Source organism: Lutimonas vermicola (assembly GCF_038433205.1).
Classification (GTDB): Bacteria; Bacteroidota; Bacteroidia; order Flavobacteriales; family Flavobacteriaceae; genus Lutimonas; species Lutimonas vermicola.
Map to the genome: position 1 here is coordinate 395,511 of NZ_JBCDNA010000002.1, position 23,094 is coordinate 418,604.

18 protein-coding genes are annotated in these 23,094 nt (G+C 39.5%); 9 read left to right on the plus strand and 9 right to left on the minus strand.

Going from position 1 to position 23,094, the window contains the following annotated elements:
* The first annotated feature begins 126 nt into the window (after window positions 1–126).
* From AABB81_RS09180 to cysM, 5 genes are all read left to right on the plus strand, one after another.
* Window positions 127–1,302 (plus strand): 2-isopropylmalate synthase, encoded by a 1,176-nt coding sequence (locus AABB81_RS09180; protein ID WP_342160091.1) that lies wholly within the window; start codon window positions 127–129, stop codon window positions 1,300–1,302.
* A gap of 9 nt (window positions 1,303–1,311) precedes the next feature.
* Window positions 1,312–2,430 carry a 3-isopropylmalate dehydrogenase gene (gene leuB, locus AABB81_RS09185; protein WP_342160092.1) on the plus strand — a complete coding sequence of 373 codons (1,119 nt, stop codon included), beginning with the start codon at window positions 1,312–1,314 and terminating at the stop codon, window positions 2,428–2,430.
* A gap of 61 nt (window positions 2,431–2,491) precedes the next feature.
* Window positions 2,492–3,214, plus strand: a complete 723-nt coding sequence (locus tag AABB81_RS09190; protein WP_342160093.1) for a nitroreductase family protein — start codon at window positions 2,492–2,494, stop codon at window positions 3,212–3,214.
* A 71-nt stretch (window positions 3,215–3,285) separates the two neighbouring features.
* Window positions 3,286–4,095, plus strand: a complete 810-nt coding sequence (gene epsC / locus AABB81_RS09195; protein ID WP_342160095.1) for a serine O-acetyltransferase EpsC — start codon at window positions 3,286–3,288, stop codon at window positions 4,093–4,095.
* Window positions 4,073–4,960 carry a cysteine synthase CysM gene (cysM, locus tag AABB81_RS09200; protein ID WP_342160770.1) on the plus strand — a complete coding sequence of 296 codons (888 nt, stop codon included), beginning with the start codon at window positions 4,073–4,075 and terminating at the stop codon, window positions 4,958–4,960. Before epsC ends, cysM begins: the two co-directional genes overlap by 23 nt.
* A gap of 48 nt (window positions 4,961–5,008) precedes the next feature.
* Here the strand turns inward: cysM and AABB81_RS09205 are convergent, their stop codons facing one another.
* From AABB81_RS09205 to AABB81_RS09245, 9 genes are all read right to left on the minus strand, one after another.
* Complete coding sequence (locus AABB81_RS09205; RefSeq protein WP_342160097.1) at window positions 5,009–7,363, minus strand: penicillin acylase family protein; 2,355 nt, start codon at window positions 7,361–7,363, stop codon at window positions 5,009–5,011.
* Window positions 7,364–7,450: 87 nt separating this feature from the next.
* Entirely contained in the window at window positions 7,451–9,223 is a 1,773-nt protein-coding gene (locus tag AABB81_RS09210) for a cytochrome c oxidase subunit I (RefSeq protein ID WP_342160098.1), read from the minus strand.
* A 29-nt stretch (window positions 9,224–9,252) separates the two neighbouring features.
* A complete protein-coding gene (locus AABB81_RS09215) occupies window positions 9,253–10,275 on the minus strand; it encodes a cytochrome c oxidase subunit II (protein ID WP_342160100.1) in 1,023 nt (340 codons plus the stop codon).
* Between the two features lie 168 nt (window positions 10,276–10,443).
* Window positions 10,444–11,790, minus strand: coding sequence for a quinol:cytochrome C oxidoreductase (locus tag AABB81_RS09220; RefSeq protein ID WP_342160101.1), 1,347 nt, complete (start codon window positions 11,788–11,790; stop codon window positions 10,444–10,446).
* A 32-nt stretch (window positions 11,791–11,822) separates the two neighbouring features.
* Window positions 11,823–12,386, minus strand: coding sequence for a c-type cytochrome (locus AABB81_RS09225; protein ID WP_342160102.1), 564 nt, complete (start codon window positions 12,384–12,386; stop codon window positions 11,823–11,825).
* Between the two features lie 10 nt (window positions 12,387–12,396).
* Window positions 12,397–12,921, minus strand: a complete 525-nt coding sequence (locus AABB81_RS09230) for a DUF3341 domain-containing protein (RefSeq protein WP_342160103.1) — start codon at window positions 12,919–12,921, stop codon at window positions 12,397–12,399.
* 27 nt (window positions 12,922–12,948) lie between these two features.
* Window positions 12,949–14,337 carry an NrfD/PsrC family molybdoenzyme membrane anchor subunit gene (gene nrfD, locus AABB81_RS09235; protein WP_342160104.1) on the minus strand — a complete coding sequence of 463 codons (1,389 nt, stop codon included), beginning with the start codon at window positions 14,335–14,337 and terminating at the stop codon, window positions 12,949–12,951.
* A 53-nt stretch (window positions 14,338–14,390) separates the two neighbouring features.
* Window positions 14,391–17,429 carry a TAT-variant-translocated molybdopterin oxidoreductase gene (locus AABB81_RS09240; RefSeq protein WP_342160106.1) on the minus strand — a complete coding sequence of 1,013 codons (3,039 nt, stop codon included), beginning with the start codon at window positions 17,427–17,429 and terminating at the stop codon, window positions 14,391–14,393.
* 61 nt (window positions 17,430–17,490) lie between these two features.
* Window positions 17,491–18,993: a c-type cytochrome gene (locus AABB81_RS09245; RefSeq protein ID WP_342160107.1), complete on the minus strand. Its 1,503-nt coding sequence runs from the start codon at window positions 18,991–18,993 to the stop codon at window positions 17,491–17,493.
* Window positions 18,994–19,221: 228 nt separating this feature from the next.
* On the opposite strand from AABB81_RS09245, the gene AABB81_RS09250 reads away from it, so the two are divergent.
* The 4 genes from AABB81_RS09250 to queG all read left to right on the plus strand — a co-directional run bounded on the left by AABB81_RS09250 (window position 19,222) and on the right by queG (window position 23,093).
* Window positions 19,222–19,626, plus strand: coding sequence for an SPOR domain-containing protein (locus AABB81_RS09250; protein ID WP_342160108.1), 405 nt, complete (start codon window positions 19,222–19,224; stop codon window positions 19,624–19,626).
* Window positions 19,627–19,655: 29 nt separating this feature from the next.
* Window positions 19,656–20,678, plus strand: a complete 1,023-nt coding sequence (gene ruvB / locus AABB81_RS09255; protein ID WP_342160110.1) for a Holliday junction branch migration DNA helicase RuvB — start codon at window positions 19,656–19,658, stop codon at window positions 20,676–20,678.
* Between the two features lie 136 nt (window positions 20,679–20,814).
* On the plus strand, window positions 20,815–21,906 hold the full coding sequence (locus tag AABB81_RS09260; protein ID WP_342160111.1) for a nickel-binding protein: 1,092 nt from the start codon (window positions 20,815–20,817) through the stop codon (window positions 21,904–21,906).
* Between the two features lie 260 nt (window positions 21,907–22,166).
* On the plus strand, window positions 22,167–23,093 hold the full coding sequence (gene queG / locus AABB81_RS09265; protein WP_342160112.1) for a tRNA epoxyqueuosine(34) reductase QueG: 927 nt from the start codon (window positions 22,167–22,169) through the stop codon (window positions 23,091–23,093).
* Window position 23,094: the final 1 nt, after the last annotated feature.

The following is a 23,094-nucleotide window of genomic DNA, read 5'->3' on the forward strand; positions in this document are numbered from 1 at the left end:
CTGATTACTTGGTTTTTAATAGATCTTCAAATAATTTGAATGTAGTAAACCCTTAAAAGAAAATCCTAGCTATTAGTGATTTCCAATTAATTTTGATTATTCAAAAGTGATAAAAAATATTTAATAATGAGTAAAAATCAAGTCCAAATATTCGACACAACCTTAAGAGATGGAGAGCAAGTTCCTGGTTGTAAGCTAAATACGCCAGAAAAATTAATTATTGCTGAGCGGCTAGATGAGCTGGGAGTGGATATTATTGAAGCTGGTTTTCCGATTTCAAGTCCGGGTGATTTTAATTCTGTTGTAGAAATTTCCAAACTTGTAAAAAATGCTACTGTATGCGGTTTGACCCGAGCCAATATGAAGGATATTGATGCTGCGGGGGAAGCCTTGAAACATGCTTTAAAACCAAGAATTCATACGGGTATTGGCACTTCAGAATCACATATTAAATACAAATTCAATTCTACACCTGAAAAGATTATTGAAAGGGCTAAAGAGGCCATAAAATATGCTAAAACCTACGTTGAAGATATTGAATTTTATGCAGAGGACGCTGGAAGAACAGATAATGTTTTTTTGGCCAGGATATGTGAAGAAGCGATTAAAGCAGGTGCAACCGTGTTGAACATTCCCGACACGACCGGGTATTGTTTACCTGAAGAATACGGGGCGAAAATGAAATATTTGATGGAAAATGTAAAGGGAATAGAAAATGTTATCCTTTCTTGTCATTGTCACAACGACCTGGGTCTTGCGACCGCTAATTCGATTGCAGGTGTTCAAAACGGTGCCCGTCAAATAGAGTGCACTATTAACGGACTTGGAGAAAGGGCAGGAAATACGGCTCTTGAAGAAGTCGTCATGATCCTGAAGCAACATCCATATTTAAATCTTGACACCAATATAAACACTCAATTATTATATAGTACGTCTCAAATGGTGCAACATCATATGGGAATTCTTGTACAGCCCAACAAAGCAGTGGTTGGTGAGAATGCTTTTGCGCATAGTTCGGGAATACATCAGGATGGAGTGATCAAAAATAGGGCAACCTATGAGATCATGGACCCTTCTGAGGTAGGTGTTACAGAATCATCGATCGTATTGACTGCGAGAAGTGGAAGAGCCGCATTGGCTTACAGGGCAAAAAAAATTGGATTTGACCTTACAAAGAAGGAACTTGACAAGGTGTACCCGGAATTCCTTAAAACTGCTGATAGCTTGAAAGAAGTGCATGATATGGACATAGAACGGATCATAAAATCTAATAGGGTCAGGGCTGACAAAATGGCCTCTTAAACAAAAAAAATGAAATTAAAGATCGCTGTTTTAGCTGGTGACGGAGTCGGGCCAGAAGTCTGTGAGCAAGGTGTAAAAGTGCTTAAAGCAATTGAAAAAAAATATAACCACGAATTCACGTTCACCCATGGCCTTGTTGGTGGCAGTGCCTTGAGTGCAAAAGGAGTGCCTTTACCTGACGAAACTCTTGAACTTTGTTTAAATTCGGATGCAATCCTGTTCGGAGCTATTGGCGATCCGAAATATGAAAACAGTCCTGATGCGAAAATCAGGCCCGAAGAAGGTTTACTCAAGTTAAGAAAAGAACTTGGTTTATATGCCAATATCAGACCTTTAAAGGTTTTCGAACCATTGATCCACAAATCTCCCATTAAGGAAAAAGTTATCAAGAATACCGATTTTATCATTTTCAGGGAATTGACAGGAGGTATTTATTACGGAGAAAAAAGTACAAGCGCGGATGGAAAATCAGCTTCAGATACCTGTAATTACACTGAGCATGAAATTGACCGTGTTGCCCATATGGCTTTTAAATCAGCTAAATCCAGAAGGAAAAAATTAACCCTTATCGACAAGGCCAATGTTCTTGAAACTTCAAGATTATGGAGAAAACGCGTTAAGGAACTTGCCAAACAATATCCTGAAGTTGTGGTTGATTACCTCTATGTGGATAACGCAGCCATGAAGATCATTGTGAATCCAAGGAAGTTCGACGTAATATTAACAGAGAATTTATTTGGTGATATCCTCTCGGATGAAGCCAGTGTGATATCAGGTTCCATAGGGCTTTTAGCATCAACTTCGATTGGCGAAAAATCTGTTTTATTTGAACCTATTCATGGTTCCTTCCCCAGGATGAAAGGAAAAAATCTTGCAAACCCGTTAGCAACGATTTTATCAGCTGCTATGCTACTTGAACATTTTAAATTGTATGAAGAGGCGGATGCGATCAAAAACGCTGTGGAAAAATCAATAGAGCATCATATCACAACGCCTGATATCAATTCTACCAAGAAATTTGCACACACATCCACAGTAGGGGAATTCATATCTGAATACATCATTGATAAAAAGAATATACTCTATCATGTGGAGAATATTTCTCTCGGACAATCTACAATCATTTAGCTATCTTTATTGTCGCAATCATAAGCCGTGATTTGCTGTATCATATAGAAAAGAGATAGGAATGGAATTTACGGAAGTCGTCAAAAAAAGGAGGTCAGTCAGAAAATACGATGCCAACAAACACATTGATTCAGGCAAAGTAAGAGCATGTCTTGAAATGGCAACCTTAGCCCCAAACAGCAGCAACATGCAGTTGTGGGAATTTCATCATATCACTTCCAAAGAAATTTTGTCAAGAATGTCTTCCTATTGTTTTGATCAAAACGCAGCTGCTTCAGCTCAACAAATGGTGGTCTTTGTTGTGAGAAAAGATTTATGGCGTCAAAGGGTCAAAGCGCACCTTGCATACCTTAAGGGCATTTTTGGTGACAAGCCTAAAAAAGAACAATCCAAAAGGGCCAGATTTGCCTTCACCTATTATAAAACAATCGTTCCTTTAACTTATATGGATTTTTTGGGAATCTTTGGTTATATCAAATATATATTCTACTGGTTAATCGGTCTTTTCAGGCCTATATACCGACAGGCTCGTAAAAGTGATATAAGGGTAGTCACACATAAAAGTGCAGCATTGGCGGCACAAACCTTTATGCTTGCCATGTCAGACATCAATTATGACACCTGTCCTATGGAGGGAATTGACACGCTTAGAATAAAAAAATTGTTGCACCTGCCTTCTGGATCAGAAATCAATATGGTGGTGAGTTGTGGAATAAGGCTTCCGGAAGGTGTTTACGGAGAAAGATTTAGAATTCCTTTTGAGGAGGTCTACAAAACCATTTAAACAAAAATAAGTATCATCGTCAACGTTGATTTACGTCTTTAAAAAAACTTACTCAGAACCAATTAAAAGCTATGTCAGTAGATAAGATCATTCAAAGCATCAGGAATAACAAACAGAATCACCTGGTTGATTTTAGGCTGAAATCAGGTACTGAAGATTTTACCAATGCCTTATTTCATATTTTATTCGATTCAAAAATTTCTGTAAGGGAAAATATTGATGACCTGGCAGATTCCTTTCGGGAAATTAGTCAAATGCTGAAAGAACAGGAGGGACTAAGTTATGAATTGATCTGGAAAAAATTTATGGTGAGTCTTCCCGATCTTCTTCAGCAACTCAATCAGGATGCCAAATGCATCTATCTTCACGATCCAGCTGCGCGAAGCGTGGAAGAAGTTATCCTGGCTTATCCTGGCTTTTTTGCGATTGCCGTCTATCGTCTAAGCCATGAATTCCACCTGTGTCAAATGCCTTTGATTCCAAGGATGATGAGCGAATATGCACATCGTCTTACTGGGATAGATATACATCCTGGAGCCAGCATTGGATCTCCCTTTTTCATTGACCATGGAACCGGTGTAGTTATTGGAGAAAGCGCCATTATCAAAAATAAGGTCAAAATCTATCAAGGTGTTACGCTGGGTGCTCTTCAGGTTTCCAAGAACATGAAAGATCAGAAACGACATCCAACTGTGGAGGATGACGTAACGATTTATGCCGGTGCCACCATATTGGGTGGAGAAACTGTAATTGGAAAAAACTGTACTATCGGCGGAAATGTCTGGTTGACGAATTCAGTTCCTGAAAATTCCATAGTCTACCAAAGAACCGATACCAAACTCAAATCGAAAACCAATGATGAAAACAAAAAGAATTCTTGATCTTATTGGAAACACGCCACTAGTTGAATCAAGCCGCCTAATTGAGAAGAAAGGCGTAAGGATACTTATGAAATTGGAAGGAAACAATCCAGGTGGAAGCGTAAAGGACCGACCGGCAATGAATATGATAAAGTCTGCCCTAGAAAGGAATGAAATTGATCAAAATAGCCGACTCATAGAGGCAACCAGTGGCAATACCGGAATAGCCCTAGCCATGATTGCTGGTATATATAAATTAAATATGGAATTGGTAATGCCCGAGAATTCAACCAGAGAAAGGGTTCAAACAATGAGGGCCTATGGTGCCCAGGTCACTCTTACACCTGCCGGTAATGGCATTGAAGGGTCCAGAGATTATGCTGAAATGAAAGTAGCCAAAGAAGGCTTTGTCATGCTCAATCAATTTGCCAATCCTGATAACTGGAAGGCGCATTACAAAACTACAGGGCCCGAGATTTGGAGAGATACTGATCAAAGTGTTACGCATTTTGTCTCGGCTATGGGAACGACAGGAACGATTATGGGGGTCTCCACATATTTGAAAGAAATGAATCCTGATATTCAAATTATAGGGGCGCAACCCACTGACAATTCAAAAATACCCGGTATCAGAAAATGGCCTGAAGAATATCTCCCAAAAATATTCAACCGCTCTAAAGTTGACCGAATTATTGAAGTAAGTGAAGAAGAAGCGCGGGCTATGAGTATCAGGCTGGCCAAAGAGGAAGGGGTTTTTGCCGGTATGAGCAGCGGAGGCTCCGTAACCACGGCTCTTAAAATTGCCAATGAAATTGAAAAGGGCGTAATCGTCTGTATAATTTGTGACCGTGGAGATCGGTATTTATCATCAGATCTTTTTGATTAAAAGTGCAGGTGGATTCGGAGTTATAAAACAACATGGCTTGCCTGTCTCCTACTCGATGCTGTCATTCATCGGAAGCAGCACCAATACATCTTCAGAGGCCTTGATCTCGTCCTTGTTCATCATCATTTTGACAAATTCTCCTTTGAGGTATCTATCCGCCTGATCTTTATAATGTTTGCTGAATACATTTCCTGACTGTCCTGTCGGTAAAATAGCCCTGGCATTTTCAACATCACTAAAATCAATGATGCGTCTTGTTGACGGACCCGCTTTAACGTTGTAATTTCCAGTTGGATTCAATTTAAATAATTGATTATTGATTACTTCAATACCTCCATTGGTAGAGAAAGGCCCTACATTAAAAAAACCTCTTAACATTCCATTCTTATCAAAAGCATGCTTATGGCTCACGCTTAGGGCATCAGACCACTTCCAGTCATCCGGATCATTACCGAATTGAGATTCAAGTGCTGTAATCGTTTGATGGAAGGAGCGTGTAATGATTTCATCTTTTAATTCTTTTATCTCCTTCGTATTCACGTCATCCCACCAAACGGATTTGTTCAGTTTTATTTGTTTGGCAATTTGCCTTTTGTATAAATGTGTCTCTAAAAACTGCTCAAAAAGCTCGTCTCCCATTTCATCTTCAAAGGTGTTTTTAAAAAACAGGTAAACGAATTTGAAATAAATGGTAGGTGCCGAAAGGTCGGATATGTAATCGCCTTTCCAGTCCTTCAAAATTTTTAGTGCCTCTTTTTCATTTTTATTCAGGTTTACGGTGGAAACGTTGTTCAATATGATTTTCACCAGCTCCGGTGTCACTGAAGACTCTACATCAATGATCATTGATGCTACATCATTTGCCGATAATTTATCTGAAGACTCTATTAAGTTTACTATTCTTTTTGCCCGATCCTGAGGAAGATAATAGCCGGGGTATAGTTTGCCGTTAACCTCTTCAGGCTGGTTATTCGCAGAGTATACATAATGCCATGATGGATTGATCGCATGCGGGTTATCCTCAAAATCAATATAACTCACTTGATCGTCAACACCATTGGCACCGTCAAGAATAAACTTTGAATGCACTCCTTCTGCCCGTTCATATAATTTAGCTGCAGCAAACCAGGCAATATTGCCTCGTGCATCCCCATACATAATGTTTAAACCAGGAGCCACTATTTTAGAAACTCCATCCTTGAATTCCTGTAAAGATCCTGAATGAGAAATCGCATAAGAAGCTTGGAGCATTTCGTTGTCAAATTTCGTATAAATCCAATCCATGGCTATTTTATCAGCTCCATCTATTGTTTCTATCAGGTCATTCATTAGGGGGCCGTGAATGCCCGTTTTTACTTCAAATTGAATGTCCTCCTCATTTTTAACTTTAATAATTTCTTGCCTGATAGCATATTTTTGATCGTCTGTTTCAGCGTAAAAATCAATATCATCATTCTCTAACATCGTCAAACCATAAGCATAGTCATAATTATGACCCAATAAAGGAAAAGGGCTCAAGGCAAGGTTGAAACCGTACATTTCATGCTCCGGGGTAATCAAATGAGCCTGGTACCAAACAGAGGGTTGTGAAAATCCTATATGCGGGTCATTGGCAAATATGACTTTGTTGTTTTCAGTTCTCTGGGGCCCTACCACCCAACTATTGCTTCCAATAAAAGGTGGAACCGGCAAACCTTCCATCAGTTTTGAAACTTCTGTTCCAATATTACCTGCCATCCTCTTCATACCGCGAGAGTTTCTAATGAGTGTGGTTCTCGGACTAATATCTATATCCAGATCAAGAAGGTATTGATTCCCTAAAAAATCTTTCAAATCTGTTAAAAAAGGGTCAGTCTTATGTGCTTGAGCAAAACTAAAACTCATATAGCCGTAAACATTATAAATGTCCTTTAATGAATAATGCTCCTTATCTATTCCAAGCAGCTTGAATTCAATAGGTGTCTTCCCTTCATCTATAAAATGATTTATTCCATCCAAATAGGCCTTTGCCAGTAAAAAGTGCGGCGAGTTTGTGTCAAGGCCCTGTATAGTCCTATCTGCAGCTGCATCGATACCTAAACCTCTAAAAAGTTTGTCGGTTTTCACCAACTCAGAACCAAATATTTCAGCTAACCTTCCGGCAGCAACCCGTCTGATCAATTCCATTTGCCAAAGACGGTCTTGAGCGTGAACATAACCTAAAGCCCTATATGCATCGGCTTCATTATCAGCAAAAATATGTGGGATGCCATAGTCGTCAAAATAAATACTGACTGCTTTATCAAGCGTATTCATTGAAACAGTGCCCTTATAATCGGGCTTATTATTCTGTATGTATACGTAAGATACGACTCCTAATAGAAGTAGTAATGCTATCACGAAATAGCCTATTTTTTTTAACATGACCAGACCTTGTTTTGATTAAAGGTAAAAAAAAACCCCAATAAAATTGAGGTCTAAAAATATGATTTTTTTAATTAGTAGTAGCTTTTAAAACTCTTCTTCACCTTCTCTCATCGGTACGTTCTGAGGTGTAAAATCCTGACCTCCCCATAAGTCACCATTATCGTCGGTCTTACTGTAATCATAGGCCCAGCGATATACTTCAGGAATTTCTCCGGGCCAGTTACCGTGCATATGCTCTACCGGAGTAGTCCATTCCAGAGAATTGCCTTTCCAAGGGTTCCGAACGGCTTTCTTTCCTTTGCCAATGCTAAAGAAGAAATTCGCAAGGAAGATCAATTGAGCCAGACCTCCAATAAGGGCAAAAACCGTGATTACTTTATTGATGTGAAGTAAATCTTCAAACATCGGAAATGCCGAGTTACTGTAATATCTTCGAGGAAGTCCTGCCAACCCGATAAAATGCATTGGGAAAAACACCCCATATGCCGAAATAGCTGTAATCCAGAAATGAAGGTATCCCATATCTTTATTCATCATCTTACCATACATTTTCGGGAACCAGTGATACACACCCGCAAACATCCCGAACAAAGCAGAAATACCCATCACAAGATGAAAATGAGCTACCACAAACATGGTGTCGTGAACGTTAATATCAAGTGCACTATCCCCCAGAATCAAACCTGTAAGCCCTCCTGTGATAAAAGTAGAAACCATACCTATAGAAAAAAGCATGGCAGGATTCAACTGCAAATTACCCTTCCAAAGTGTAGTGATATAGTTAAAGGCCTTGACAGCCGAAGGAATTGCAATAAGTAAAGTCGTAAACGTAAATACTGATCCGAGGAACGGATTCATTCCTGTAACAAACATGTGGTGTCCCCAAACAACGGTCGATAAAAACGCAATGGCCATGATCGAACCAATCATTGCACGGTAACCAAAAATTGGTTTACGCGCGTTGGTCGAGATTACTTCAGAGGTAATACCCAGTGCCGGTAAGAGAATGATATAAACTTCGGGATGCCCCAGAAACCAAAATAAATGTTCAAAAAGAATTGGAGATCCTCCTTTATAATGCAACACTTCCCCTTGAATAAAAATATCCGATAAATAGAAAGATGTTCCAAAACTACGGTCAAAAATCAACAATAAGGCCGCTGACAACAATACCGGGAACGAGATTACTCCAATAATAGCCGTAATAAAGAAGGCCCAAATGGTCAAAGGCAATCGTGTCATCTTCATCCCTTTTGTACGAAGGTTTAAAACTGTTACGATATAATTCAATGATCCCATTAGGGATGAAGCAATAAAGATTGCCATAGACACCAACCAAAGGGTCATTCCAAGGCCAGATCCTGACATAGCCTGCGGAAGGGCACTCAAAGGCGGATAAATGGTCCATCCTGCAGAAGCCATTCCTGTATGAACAAAGATCGAAAGAAACATGATCAAACTTGAAAGGAAGAACAACCAATAAGAAATCATGTTTAAAAATCCTGAGGCCATATCCCTTGCACCGATCTGTAAAGGGATCAAAAGGTTACTGAAAGTACCACTCAACCCTGCCGTAAGCACAAAAAATACCATAATGGTACCATGAATGGTCACAAGCCCCATATACATGTCCGGGGTCATCTGCCCGCCTTCTCCTCCTTTTCCAAGGAATGCCTCAATAATGCTAAAACTTTGGTCCGGATAGGCTAGTTGCAAACGAAACAACATAGACATAAACACTCCTATAACCCCCATAAACATACCTGTAATAAGGTATTGTTTTGCGATCATTTTATGATCCTGGCTAAAAATATACTTGGTTATAAATGTTTCTTTATGATGGTGATGATCTGACATTTTGCTTAAATAAGTTTTTCGATTAGTTCTTAGTTATTGATAACCTCGGTTAACGTTTTTTGCTCTTTTAACCATTTATTGAAATCATCCTCTTCCTGAACAACTACTTTCATCTGCATGTTGTAATGAGAGGCTCCACAAATTTTATTACAGAGCAATAAATAATCAAATTCAACAGTTTCTTCGTTACCATTAGCAAGTCTCAACTCATTAATAGCGTCAAATTTTGCCTTTGTATCCTCGTCAAGTCTCATTTCTTCAGTAGTTACCGTTGGCGTAAATCCAAAGGAAGTCGTCATACCGGGAACACAATTGATCTGTGCTCTAAAATGAGGCATATAAGCTGAATGAAGTACGTCCTGAGATCTGAATTTAAAAATTACCTTTCTTCCCTTGGGTAAGTGTAATTCCCTTACAGGGATATCATCGGCAGCATTCTTGTCTGTCATATCAACTCCCATGGTGTTGATACCTTTGATAAAATTTACATGCCCTACACCCAATTCATTGTCTTCCCCCGCATATCTTGCTTCCCATTGAAATTGCTTGGCATAGACCTCGATGATCAAGGGATTTTCTGCCTGAGAAAGATCCTGTACATTATTCCATGTCCATAGACCGTAGATAATCAATACTGACAAGACTATTGTTGGAGCAACCGTCCACCACATTTCAAGTTTATGGCTATCTGCGTAGAATAAGGCTTTACGTCCCTTAATGCCTCGGTATTTAAACGTAAAGTAGTAAATGAGGAACTGAGTGATAAACTGAACCACAATGATCAAACCCATCGTTATGACGAACAACCTGTCAATATCCTCACCTTCAAGGGAAGCTGACATTCGAGGCAGTAAAACAACCCTGCCCTGAATCATAGAATAGACCATTAATCCGTAAATAAAAGCTCCTAAACCTAACATCAACCATCCATTGATGTTGTTCTCCTTTTCTGTTGCTACCTGATCCTTCTTTGTTAATCCTAATAATTTAAAAAACTGCCAAAAAGCCGTTGCAATTACAAAAAATATAAGAATATAAAATAGTGCTTTCATCAATGATATATAAGTTTATAAGCGGATTTTCTGTGCCGCAAATATAAAGAAAAATATTAATTTTCATGATTTATATCAGCTTTAAGCCAAAAAAAAATCAATAAATTATCCGGGTACAAAAAAAGGTTGTCTAAACATAGACAACCTTTTATTATTTAAGCAGTTACTCTAATAGTGATAAATCTCGCTTTCCTTAATAAAAGGGTTGCCTTTTGCAAGCAATGGAGCCTTCGAAATCGCTGTAAAAACAACATAAATAAAAAGGCCAAGGAAAAAAGCAAGAGAGCCCAATTCGGGTATTCCGATACTCCAACTGTCACCTACAGTAGCCGGTGAAATCAATTGAAAAATATCAATATAATGTCCTGTTAAGATCACCAATCCAGCCGCAACCACAAACCAAGGGATTCTTTTATAATCACTGTTCATAAGAATCAGGATGGGGAATACAAAGTTCATCACGAGCATAGATATAAAGGGTAACTGGTACGAACCAATCAATCTTGGGTAAAAATACGCAGCCTCTTCAGGAATGTTAGCATACCACTGTAACATAAACTGGTCAAAAAAGAAATAAGTCCAGAAAATACTGAATCCAAACATATATTTGGCCAGGTCATGGATATGACTGTCGTTTACAAATGGCAGTACGCCTTTGCCTTTTAAATAGATCGTTACAAGGGCAATGGTCGTGATAGCAGACACAAGAACACTCGCAAATACGTAGAATGAATACAATTGGCTGTACCAATGCGGATCCAGTGACATCAACCAGTCGAATGACATAAATAATTCGAATATTCCAAATACTACGATAAATGCAACTGAAAGGTTAAAGTTCTTTTTATAAATCCTTATGTCACCAGATTCATCAAGTGCCAAAGAATTTCTTCTCAACATAAACATGAAGATATTGTACACAAACAGATAGATAAAACTTCTTATCAACCATCCCGGGGTATTTAACCACCAACTTTTACCAGCGATAATAGCATCATAATTTTCGCTAGTAACGTCAAAAGTACCTTCTGCCATCCACACATAAATGTGATTCATATGAAATGCCGACAACAAAAGAAAAACAAACAATAATATCGATCCGGGCAGAATAAAAGCCGAAATACCTTCCATGATCCTAAAAAGCACGATTGACCAACCGGCCTGAGCAGCCCATTGTATAGCATAAAAAACGAGTACACAAACTGAAATCATCAAAAAGAAGAACGCCGATATAAAAAATGCGGCCCATGGTCTGTTTTGACCTTGATGAAGAAGATGCTCCAAATGATTTTGTGCCTCATCTGAGTCATGCGCTTCCTCCTTGGCGTCATCATGTGCACTTGCCTCAGCCTGAACAGCTTCATCTCCATGATGCCCTTCTTCACTATGAGCCAAAGCCTGCTCAATATCCTGAGTGGTTTTTGGGGCAGTAAAAAACCCGTAACCAATGCTCAAAGCACCGATGATCATTAGCACAAGTGAAACCGTTTTTATTTTACCTGAAAATGTATACATTATATTCTGTATTTATTTTTTACTTAATTATTTTATTTCAAAAGATCCGCTCTTAACAGCTCGACGTAATGAACCACATTCCATCGCTCCTCTTCAGTTAATTGCGAAGCATGAGATCCCATAAGATTTCTTCCATGCATGATCACATGATAAATACTTCCTTGAGTGATATCTCTGTCTTTGTAATTGGGAACACCTAAAAATTTCTCGTTTTTAACCAGTGTACCCATACCGTCACCCTTATCACCGTGGCAAGAAGAACAGTAAATCTGGTAGGTAACTTTTCCCTTTTCAAGAACTGATTCGTCAACCTTAAAAGGCGATGTCAATGAATCTTTTGCCATCTGATATCCGGCCTCAGAATCAGGATAATCGTAAACTGTTGCCCCCCGTGCAATGCTTCCTTCTACAGGTAACTGAGCATTAATTTTATTTTCGAAAAAAGGATTTTCACCGTAGGTTTCATACGAAACAGGAACGTACATATCTGTATCTCCCATATATTGAACGCTTCTTTCAGTAGGTCTTCCATCACTACATGAAACAAGCAATACCATCATTAAACCTGTAAATGCAATATTGAATATATTCTTCATTATTAATCTTTTAGTGCTTATCAACAATTTTAGTTTCAGTGGCTCCTGTTTTGGTCAAAAATGCTTCCAGTTCCTTTGCATCACCTGTTACAGGAACCTCCATTAAGAATTTATCATCCGTGGTTCGCGGATCAGGATTCGACGCCTTGACAAAAGGCCCAATCTTACTTCTCATATAGAAAGTAATCACCATCAAATGTGCAGCAAAGAAGACGGTCAATTCAAACATAATTGGCACAAATGCCGGCATGTTCTCTGCGTAACTAAAACTTGGTTTTCCACCAATATTCTGGGGCCAGTCTTCAATCATCATATAGTTCATCATCCAGACTGCAAATCCAAGACCAGTGATTCCGTAAAGAAAAGCTGTGATTGCAATTCGCGTATTGGCTATCCCCATGGCTTTTTCCAGGCCGTGAACCGGAAACGGCGTGTAAACTTCATCAATATGATGATTAGCTTCACGAACCTCTTTAACTGCCTTTAACAGAACATCGTCATCGTCGTATATCGCATGTATAACTTTATCGCTCATCTTTTTTTATTTTATCAATTGTATCTTTTATTTAGTATCTCTGGCTCTTTTAAAATTATCTCCTGATGATTTTAAAATGGATTTTACTTCTGCCTGCGCAACAGCAGGGAATGTTCTTGCATATAAAAGGAACAGCACAAAGAAGAATCCTATCGTACCCATAAAGATCCCTATGTCTACAAATGTTGGTTCAAATTGAGTCCAGGTTGAAGGAAGGTGACCCCTGCTCAGGTTAATCACAATAATATCAAAACGTTCAAACCACATCCCAATGTTGATAATTAAGGCCATGATAAAAGATACCGTATAATTTGTTCTAAGCTTTTTAATCCACAGTAACTGAGGAAACACTCCATTACACAATATCAATGCCCAGAATGCCCACCAATAAGGTCCCGTTGCGGCACCTACAGATAAGTATGTGAAATCTTCATAGGAACTACCTGAGTACCATCCCACAAAAAATTCAGAAAGATATGCGACCATAACGATACCGCCGGTTACCAAAATAACCTTGTTCATATTTTCAATATGGCCCCTTGTGATATAAGCTTCGAGGTTTGATACTTTCCTCATGATGATCAAAAGAGTCTGTACCATGGCAAATCCTGAGAATACGGCTCCAGCCACAAAGTATGGCGGATAAACAGTACTGTGCCATCCTGGAATGACCGAAGTGGCAAAGTCAAATGATACAATTGTATGCACAGAAAGTACTAAAGGTGTTGCAAGCCCGGCCAAAACCAAAGATACCTCTTCGAAACGCTGCCAGTCTTTAGCTCTTCCGGTCCAACCAAAACTCAATAAACTGTAAATTTTCTTTTGAAATGGCTTGGTAGCTCTGTCACGGATCATAGCAAAATCAGGCAATAATCCCGTATACCAGAACACTACGGAAACTGTCAGATAGGTTGAGATAGCAAATACATCCCATAATAAAGGTGAATTAAAGTTTGTCCAAAGATTTCCGAATTGGTTTGGTATAGGCATGGTCCAGTAACCATTCCATACACGTCCCATATGAATTACAGGAAACAGTCCTGCCTGGAATACGGCAAAAATAGTCATGGCCTCAGCCGAACGGTTGATCCCCATTCTCCACTTCTGACGGAATAAAAGAAGTACAGCTGAAATAAGTGTTCCTGCATGTCCGATACCTACCCACCAAACAAAGTTTGTAATGTCCCAGGCCCAGTTGATTTTATTGTTAAGACCCCAAACACCAATACCTGTACCAATGGTATAAGCTATGGCTCCAATACCCCATAAAAAGGCGATCAAAGCCAAACTGAATACTGCCCACCACCACTTGTTGGCCTTGCCCTCAATGGGTGCTGCAATATCATTAGAAATGTCGTGATAACTCTTATCTCCTATGATTAATGGTTCTCTAATAGGTGCTTCGTAATGAGACATAGTATATTGTAATATTAATTTATTTCTCTTTTTTTATTCTGTATCCAACCGGCTTAAGCCTCTGTGGTATTTCTAACCTTCAATTGATAAAAGACGTTAGGTTTTGTGCCAACAAAATCAAGCAGCTTAAAGCTTCTGTCATCTTCGCTCAAGTGAGCCACTTCACTCACTGAATCATTCACATCCCCAAACACCAAAGAATCATTAGGACAAGCGCTGGAACAAGCAGTTGAAAACTCCCCGTCAGCAACGACCCTGCCTTCTTTTTTGGCATTTAAAATCGTCAACTGAGTCTTTTGGATACAGAAAGAACATTTTTCCATAACCCCTCTTGACCTCACCGTAACATCCGGATTCAATACCATTCTTCCAAGTTCGTTGTTCATGTTGAAGTCGAACTCGTTATTATTGGCATACTTGAACCAGTTAAATCTTCTCACCCTGTAAGGACAGTTGTTAGCACAATAACGGGTTCCGATACAACGGTTATAAGCCATTTGATTCTGACCCTGGCGTCCGTGTGAAGTTGCCGCTACCGGGCATACCGTTTCACAAGGTGCATGGTTACAATGCTGACACATGACAGGCTGGAAAGACACTTCTGGAGCATCCGAAGGCTCACCCTGAGCCTTAAAGAAGTCACCTGATCCGAAAGATCCGTCTTCTTTACCCTGAGCAACCGTCATATCACTTGAATAATATCTGTCAATCCTCAGCCAGTGCATATCTCTACTCACCCTGATTTCATGTTTACCCACAACGGGAACATTGTTTTCAGCGTGACAGGCAACTACACAGGCAGCACATCCTGTACACGTGGCAAGATCAATGGAAAGGTTAAATCTGGTTCCCAAACTGTCATCAAATTTTTCCCATAAATCCACTTTATCCTGAGTCACTTCCTGATGATCAAGAGAAAACACCGGTGCATGGTTCCAGTCTTCTTTAGGCTTCGAGACAAAATCAGCCAGGGTTGTTTCCTTGGTGATTTCTTCTTCTCTGCCCATGATCGTATGGTGTAGCTGTACACAGGCAAACTTGTGCTCTCCTTCAATTTTTTCTATGCTTACACTTTGAAAAGCACCCTCTGAAAGCGGATAGGCATTTACTCCGACTTTCATGTCTTTTTTGAGGTCGGTTCTACCGTATCCCACTGCAATGGCCACTGATCCGGGAGCCTGACCCGGCTGTATATACACCGGAACGTTACTCAAGGTTACTCCATTGGCAGTTATATTGACCAGGTCTCCATTCAAAGCTCCGTTGTCAACAGTTCTATTGGTTAAATCAAACTTTTCGGCATCTATTCTGGAGATCAATAAATAATTGTCCCAGGATGTTCTGGTAATCGGATCCGGAAGTTCCTGCAACCAAGGGTTGTTCGCCTGCTGACCATCACCCAGGCCTGTTTTTGAATAAACAGTGAGTTCCATATCAGCGCTTGCTGCTTTTGACAACGAAGCACTGGCCGCAGCCATGTCTAATTCATTAGCGACAACAAGATCTTCACTAACAACTGAAAAAGTCCCTTCCTGAAGCGTTTTATTCCATGATTTTCCGGCAAGCAAATTGGTCTGCCAGTTATCCTTTACATAATCGTAGTAAGCACTTTCACTACCCATCCATTGCAAAAGACTGTCTTCTAATTGACGTGTATTGAACAAGGGCTTAATGGTAGGCTGAATTAAACTGTAACTTCCTTTTACAATCTCAACGTCACCCCAGGATTCAAGATAATGTGGGCTGGCAACTACGTATTGGGATACTTCGGCAGTTTGATCAGCCGACATACTGAAAGAAACAGAAAGCGATACCTTCTGTAAGGCCTCAGCAAACGCTGCGCCATTTGCCAATGAATAAACCGGGTTGCTGTTTGCAATCAATACCGCACCAACACTTCCTGATGCCATTTCTTTTATCAGCTGGTTTACTTTTTTCGTATCCCCCTGACGCACATTTTTAGTCATGACAACATCAATGACCTCACTTTTCAATGCATTATTGATAGCCAGGGCCAGCAATTGAGCATTTTCGTCCTGGATACCCGTTACCACAACAGCCTTTTTTCCGGCCTTTCTGATTTGAGCAACGGCCTTATTGACAGCATCGTCTACAGGAGTTGAGCCTCCGGTTTCCTTACCATTAACAATTGCCTCATATAGCTTACTCATCACCTGAAGTTGTTCAGATGGTCTAACGATAACTCTTTTATCTGCATTACCTCCGGTTAGGGTCATGTTTGACTCAAACTGGATATGACGAGACATTTTTCCATTTTTAGGCTTTCTTCCTTTAGCATAATCAGGTCCGAAATTGCCTCCCTGCCAATCGCCAAGAAAATCGGCTCCAACTGAAACGATTACCTCTGCCTTACCAAAATTATAATCAGGTAAAGACCTTGTTCCATACATTTTTTCAAAGGCATTCAAGGCAGCATCTTCTGAAACAGCATCGTAAATAACGTGCTCTACATTGCCATAAGCTTCATTGAATTGAGCCACCAGTTTGTGAAGAGAAGGGCTTGCCGTGGTAGCAGTTAGCAATACTATCTTCTCACCCTTTTCCTTGATTTCATTTAACTTGGACTGCACTTCCTTATCGAGTGTTGCATAATCAGTTTCAGTGCCTTTGGCCAATGGTCCGTTAAGCCTGTTATTATCATAAAGGGATAAAACAGAGGCCTGAACCCTGGCGTTGGTACTTCCATTTTTAGAATCCTTGTTAGGTTCTATCTTAATGGGCCTGCCCTCTCTCACTTTAACCAATATATTCGCAAAATCGAAGCCATCGGCCATAGTGGATGCGTAATAGTCGGCAATGCCCGGAATCAGGTCATCAGGTTTTACTACATAAGGAATGGAATTTACCACAGGTCCTTCACAGGCAGCTAAAGATGCAACCGCAGTGGAAAATCCTACATATTTTAAAAAGTCTCTTCTTGAAGTATCACTTGCTTCCAGGGTTTCCTTATCACCCAAGAATTCACTAGTAGGGAGATCTTCAACAAATTCACTTTTCTGCAGCTTTTCAACAATAGAACTATTTTCTTTTAGTTCTTCAACACTTTTCCAGTATTTCTTGTTAGATGCCATATTTAATCTTGTTGTTTATTTTTTAAACTGAACAGGGCTCAGCCATTATAATTTCTTTACTCTAGTAGTGGCACTTGCCACATTCTTTACCACCTAACTGAGCGATTGTAACACTCTCCACACCATACTTATCTGCAAGTTCTTCATGGATTTTGGCGTAATAATCATTTCCTTTAAGGTCAACTGCTGTTTGTTTGTGACAATCAAGACACCAACCCATAGTCAAAGGAGAGAACTGATACATCTCTTCCATTTCTTCGACAGGTCCGTGACATTTTTGACAGGCCACGCCTCCTGCAGTGACATGCTGCGCATGATTGAAGTAAGCAAAATCAGGAAGGCTGTGAATCCTTACCCATTTGATGGGTTTTTGCTCATAGTTTTCTTTGTATTGCAATGTTTCAGGATCCCAACCTATTGCATCATAAATCTTTTGGATTTCTGCATCATAAAAGGCTTTATCTTTTTCAGAAGTTGTTGGTCCCGTATACTCAGATATACTCTTATGACAGTTCATACATACGTTGACCGAAGGGATTCCCGACATTTTACTGTGCTTCGCAGAAGAGTGACAGTACTGACAATCTACCTTGTTGTCACCTGCGTGGATTTTATGAGAAAAAGCGATGGGCTGTATGGGCTGGTAATCCTGATCGATACCGATATCCATAAGCGAATCAAAGAGAATATACCCTGTGAGAATCAACACAAAGATTGTTGCCGCGATTTTAAGGAATCCATTATTACTGGCTACAAAAATCCAAACAATCAACCCCAGAAGCACAAGCACAACAATATAGCTCATCCATGCAGTTGAAGATTTTGGTGTTGCGAGCACTTCTTCACCCGTCGCCACTGCAACCTGCTGCACGTCCCCAGCGGTTGTATAGGCAATGATCGCTTCAATATCTTCGTCTGACAACTGCGGAAATGCTGTCATTGGCATTCCATTATACTCATTAAAAATATCGATGGCATCCTGATCACCACTAGCCCTTAAGGCATTATTGTCTTTGATCCAGGCTTTCAACCATTCCATACTTCTTCTGTCTGCCACTCCACCAAGAGCAGGACCAATAAGTTTTTTATCAAGCTTATGACATGATGCACAATTTGTCTGGTATAATTTTTTTCCTGTAGCCACCTTTGGGTCAACCTCCTGGGTTGCTGCCACAGCTGTCTTAGCCTCTTCGGGCTCCCCATCTGTGTAAGCCAATATATCGTTGATGTCTTGTTCAGACAATTGCGGATAAGGCGTCATTGGCATACCGTTATATTCGTTGAAAATATCAATAGCATCCTGATCTCCTGTTGCTCTAAAAGCATTGTTGTCTTTGATCCATGCCTGTAACCATTCATTTGTCCTTCTCTCGGTAACTCCTCCAAGGGCAGGCCCGATGAGTTTTTTATCCATTTTATGACATGCTGCACAATTGGCATTGAATAATTTCTTCCCGTTTGCGGGATCACCTTGTTGTGCAGTAAGACTTAATGTGAGTAAAAAAAGGAAAGAAAGGCTGGCTAAGATTTTCTTAAATGTACTGCTGGGCATTACAATTTTCATTTGCATTGTATACGTTATATTAAATATCACTTTTTAGAGCGCAAAATATTCCAAAATTAATATATTTATGATTTTTATCATGAAATATAAAAACATTGTGCAAAAATACATTTTCTTACGTATAGACAAAGTATTAATAATCTGATCATATTAATTTATAATCATTCTAAATAACTAAAAAAAGACCTTTCTAAAAATATTCTTTTAGATTTGCAAAAAATTAAATTTATGCGGTATTTATCCAAATACAAATTGTTGATTTCACTTGCCTTTTTTGCTTTTTGGCAGTTTCATACCGAAGCTCAAAGTAAGCAAGGAACAGTTCGCATTGAAACAAGTGCACACATAGATCAAATGGTAGCTCAGAAAAAAGCATATAATAAGACGCTGGAAACGACACCCGGATATAAAGTACAAATCTATTACGGAAGCGAAAAAAGGTGTTATGAAGTAAAGGATGAGTTTAATGCTTTGTTCCCTGATATCACCACTTCTATTATATTCAGTACCCCACAGTGGAAACTTCAGGTAGGGAATTTCCGCACCCGTCTGGAAGCAGATCATGCAATGGTGCAAATAAAGAAGGAATATCCTGCGGCCATAGTTCTTGCCACCGATATAGAAATACAATAAACTGATCATTTTAATTTACAAATCTCAATATGAACGAATATTTAGATGCATCCAATAAGAATTTGCCTCCGGAGGAATTCGACCTGGAAAAAAAACTTCGCCCCTTATCCTTTGATGATTTTGCGGGTCAGGACCAGGTATTGGAGAATTTAAAAATATTTGTGGAAGCAGCCAATCAAAGGGAGGAAGCTTTGGATCATACACTTTTTCATGGCCCACCAGGACTTGGTAAGACGACCTTGGCGCATATTATTGCAAACGAATTAAAAACCAATATAAAGGTTACATCAGGGCCTGTACTTGATAAACCAGGCGATCTTGCCGGCCTGCTAACAAACCTGGGTGAAAGAGATGTGTTGTTTATTGATGAAATTCATCGACTTAGTCCTGTTATTGAGGAATATCTCTATTCTGCCATGGAAGATTATAAAATTGATATTATGATCGAATCGGGTCCAAATGCGAGAAGTGTTCAAATCAATCTGGAACCTTTTACACTTATCGGCGCCACCACCCGTTCAGGGCTTTTGACCGCTCCTATGAGGGCACGATTTGGCATCAGTAGCCGGCTAAACTATTACAGTACAGAATTGCTTACCCATATTGTTCAAAGAAGTTCAGGTATCCTCAGTGTACAAAATTCTATGGAGGCTGCCATAGAAATTGCGGGGAGAAGCAGAGGTACGCCAAGAATAGCGAATGCTTTGCTCCGACGCGTACGAGATTTTGCCCAAATCAAGGGAGATGGCAATATTGATATCGCCATAGCCAAATATGCTTTGAAGGCATTGAATGTTGACCAGCATGGGCTGGATGAAATGGACAATAAGATCCTGACAACCATTATTGATAAATTTAAGGGAGGTCCGGTAGGTATAAGTACTTTAGCAACTGCAGTAGGAGAAAATGCTGAAACAATCGAAGAGGTATATGAACCGTTTTTAATTCAGGAAGGTTTTATAATGAGAACACCTCGAGGCCGGGAAGTCACTGAATTGGCATTCAAGCATCTTGGCAGGATCAAAGGGCCTTCACAAGAAGAACTGTTTTAGATTGAGCTCATATTTTGATATCACATAATTTTAATACCAATACATCTTAAAGTATACTGATAAACATTTCTTTGTGGTTTTTTTAATCTCGAAAAATTAAGTTTTTTGTATATTTAGTTCACCAAACCGGATCAGCATGCCAATTTACATGGACTTTCACGACCTGCCTGAAATCAATATCAAAGATTCCAAAAAGGCTCATTTAAATGATCTATCCGTTCAGGAAAAGTACAGTGTAAAATATCTTCAATACTGGATTAATGAGCAGGAGGGAAAAGCCTATTGCCTTGTTGAAGGGCCCAGCAAAGAAGCATGTGAAGCCACTCATAGAGAGGCAAATGGCATTACGGCCTGTAATCTTGTTGAAGTAAAAGACGGGATGTATGACCTGTTCCTTGGAGATAATCAAAAGCTTGATCACGGCCTTGTAAGGCATTTTAACGGTGAAATTGATAATGGTTATCGGTTCATTCTATCCCTGGAACTTAAAAACTCACAGCTCCTTTCGCGCCAAAAAGGGAAAAAACACCCTCCTTATGACCAGTTAAAACTTGAATGTATTGCCCTGGTTGAAAAATACCATGGGAGAGATTTGATTCCGACAGGTCAAAAAGAGATTCTGGGTATATTTCGCACTGCGGAAGCTGCACTTAAATGCAGTCTTGAGCTTCGATCACTAATCCTTAAGAGAATAGGGACAAGAATGTTTAAGTCTTATCGATTTAAAATGGGCCTATGTGTTGGCCAACCCGTCACAGCTCAGTCGGGATTTTTTGAAGAAGCCATGAATTTTGCCCTGATCCTGTCTAACATATCTAAAGATTCCCAGATCACAACTTCACGGTTCTTTTGCCAATTATCAGGCCTAAGGGAGGACTCATCAGAAAAAAACGGAATCAGAATCATTGATGGTCCTGACGGAGAATTCCTGATTGCCCTTAATGGAATCATTCAAAAAAACCTGGAAGAAGAACAACTCAACGTAGATTTTCTGGGAAGGGAACTTGGCGTTTCAAGGGCCCAATTATACAGAAAGATCAAATTGTTGACAGGGCTTTCCCCAAATCACTATATAAGAGATCAAAGGCTTTCAAAATCCTTGAACCTTTTGTCGAAAAGAATGATGACTATTTCTGAAATAGCCCTGGAATCAGGTTTTAACAATCCTTCATATTTTTCCAAATGCTTTCAAAAACGTTATGGCGTCAGTCCTTCAAAAATCAAATAGCCTATTCCTTCTCATAAATCATTTAGTGTATGTACAACATCAAATTAAGTTGATATAAACCGATGTGTTAGGCTGGCTTTATCTCAACAACTGTTAGTGATAAAAAGTACATACTAAAACAATTAGTACAATTTTAAATCAAACATGACCCGCCATTTTATCAAAGTTTGTTTTTTATCGAGTTATGACAAACTGTTGAGCCGGGCTGTGAAAAGCAAGTTTCAAAGTTGTAATTTAGTCACGAGAATCATAAAAAAATATTGACGAAAAAAGAATCACATACAATTTGGATCAAAAGGGAAGCGCAAAGACTTGGTTTTGACGCTTGTGGCGTATCAAAAGCAGTTTTTCTTGAAGAGGAAGCACCTCGTTTGGAGCAATGGTTACAGTCTGGTTTTCAAGGAGAGATGCACTATATGGAAAATCATTTTGACAAGCGTCTTGATCCTGCTTTACTTGTACCGGGGGCTAAAAGTGTTATTTCACTTCTTTACAACTATTTTCCTTCTGACATTCAAAATCAGGATAGTTTTCATATTTCCAAATACGCTTATGGTGAAGATTATCATCATGTGATCAAAAAAAAGCTGCATGAATTGGTCGGCTCCATGCAGGAAGTTTTGGGAAGTTTTCATGCAAGGGTATTCACCGACTCCGCACCTGTCATGGAAAGAGCCTGGGCTCAAAAGAGTGGATTGGGATGGCGTGGCAAACATTCATTGCTCATCAGCAAGCAACGGGGATCCTTTTTTTTTCTTGCGGAGATCATCCTTGATGTTGAACTCAACTACGATCTCCCGTTTGCAACTGACCACTGCGGGTCCTGCACCCGTTGTGTCGATGCATGCCCAACAAAGGCTATTTTACCAAACAATACAGTTGATGGAAGTAAATGTATTTCCTATTTTACAATAGAACTAAAAGACGAAATCCCTGCCCATTTTAAAGATCATTTTGAAGACTGGGTTTTTGGCTGTGATATATGCCAGGATGTCTGCCCATGGAATCGATTCTCCACACCTCATAAGGAGCCTAAATTTGATCCTGATAATCGATTACTTAACTTCAAAAAAAATGAATGGGAAGAAATCACGGAAGAAATTTTTAAAGATATCTTTAAAAAATCGGCTGTAAAGAGAACGAAATTCGCAGGATTTGAACGTAACATCAGTTTCTTAAAAAAATAGA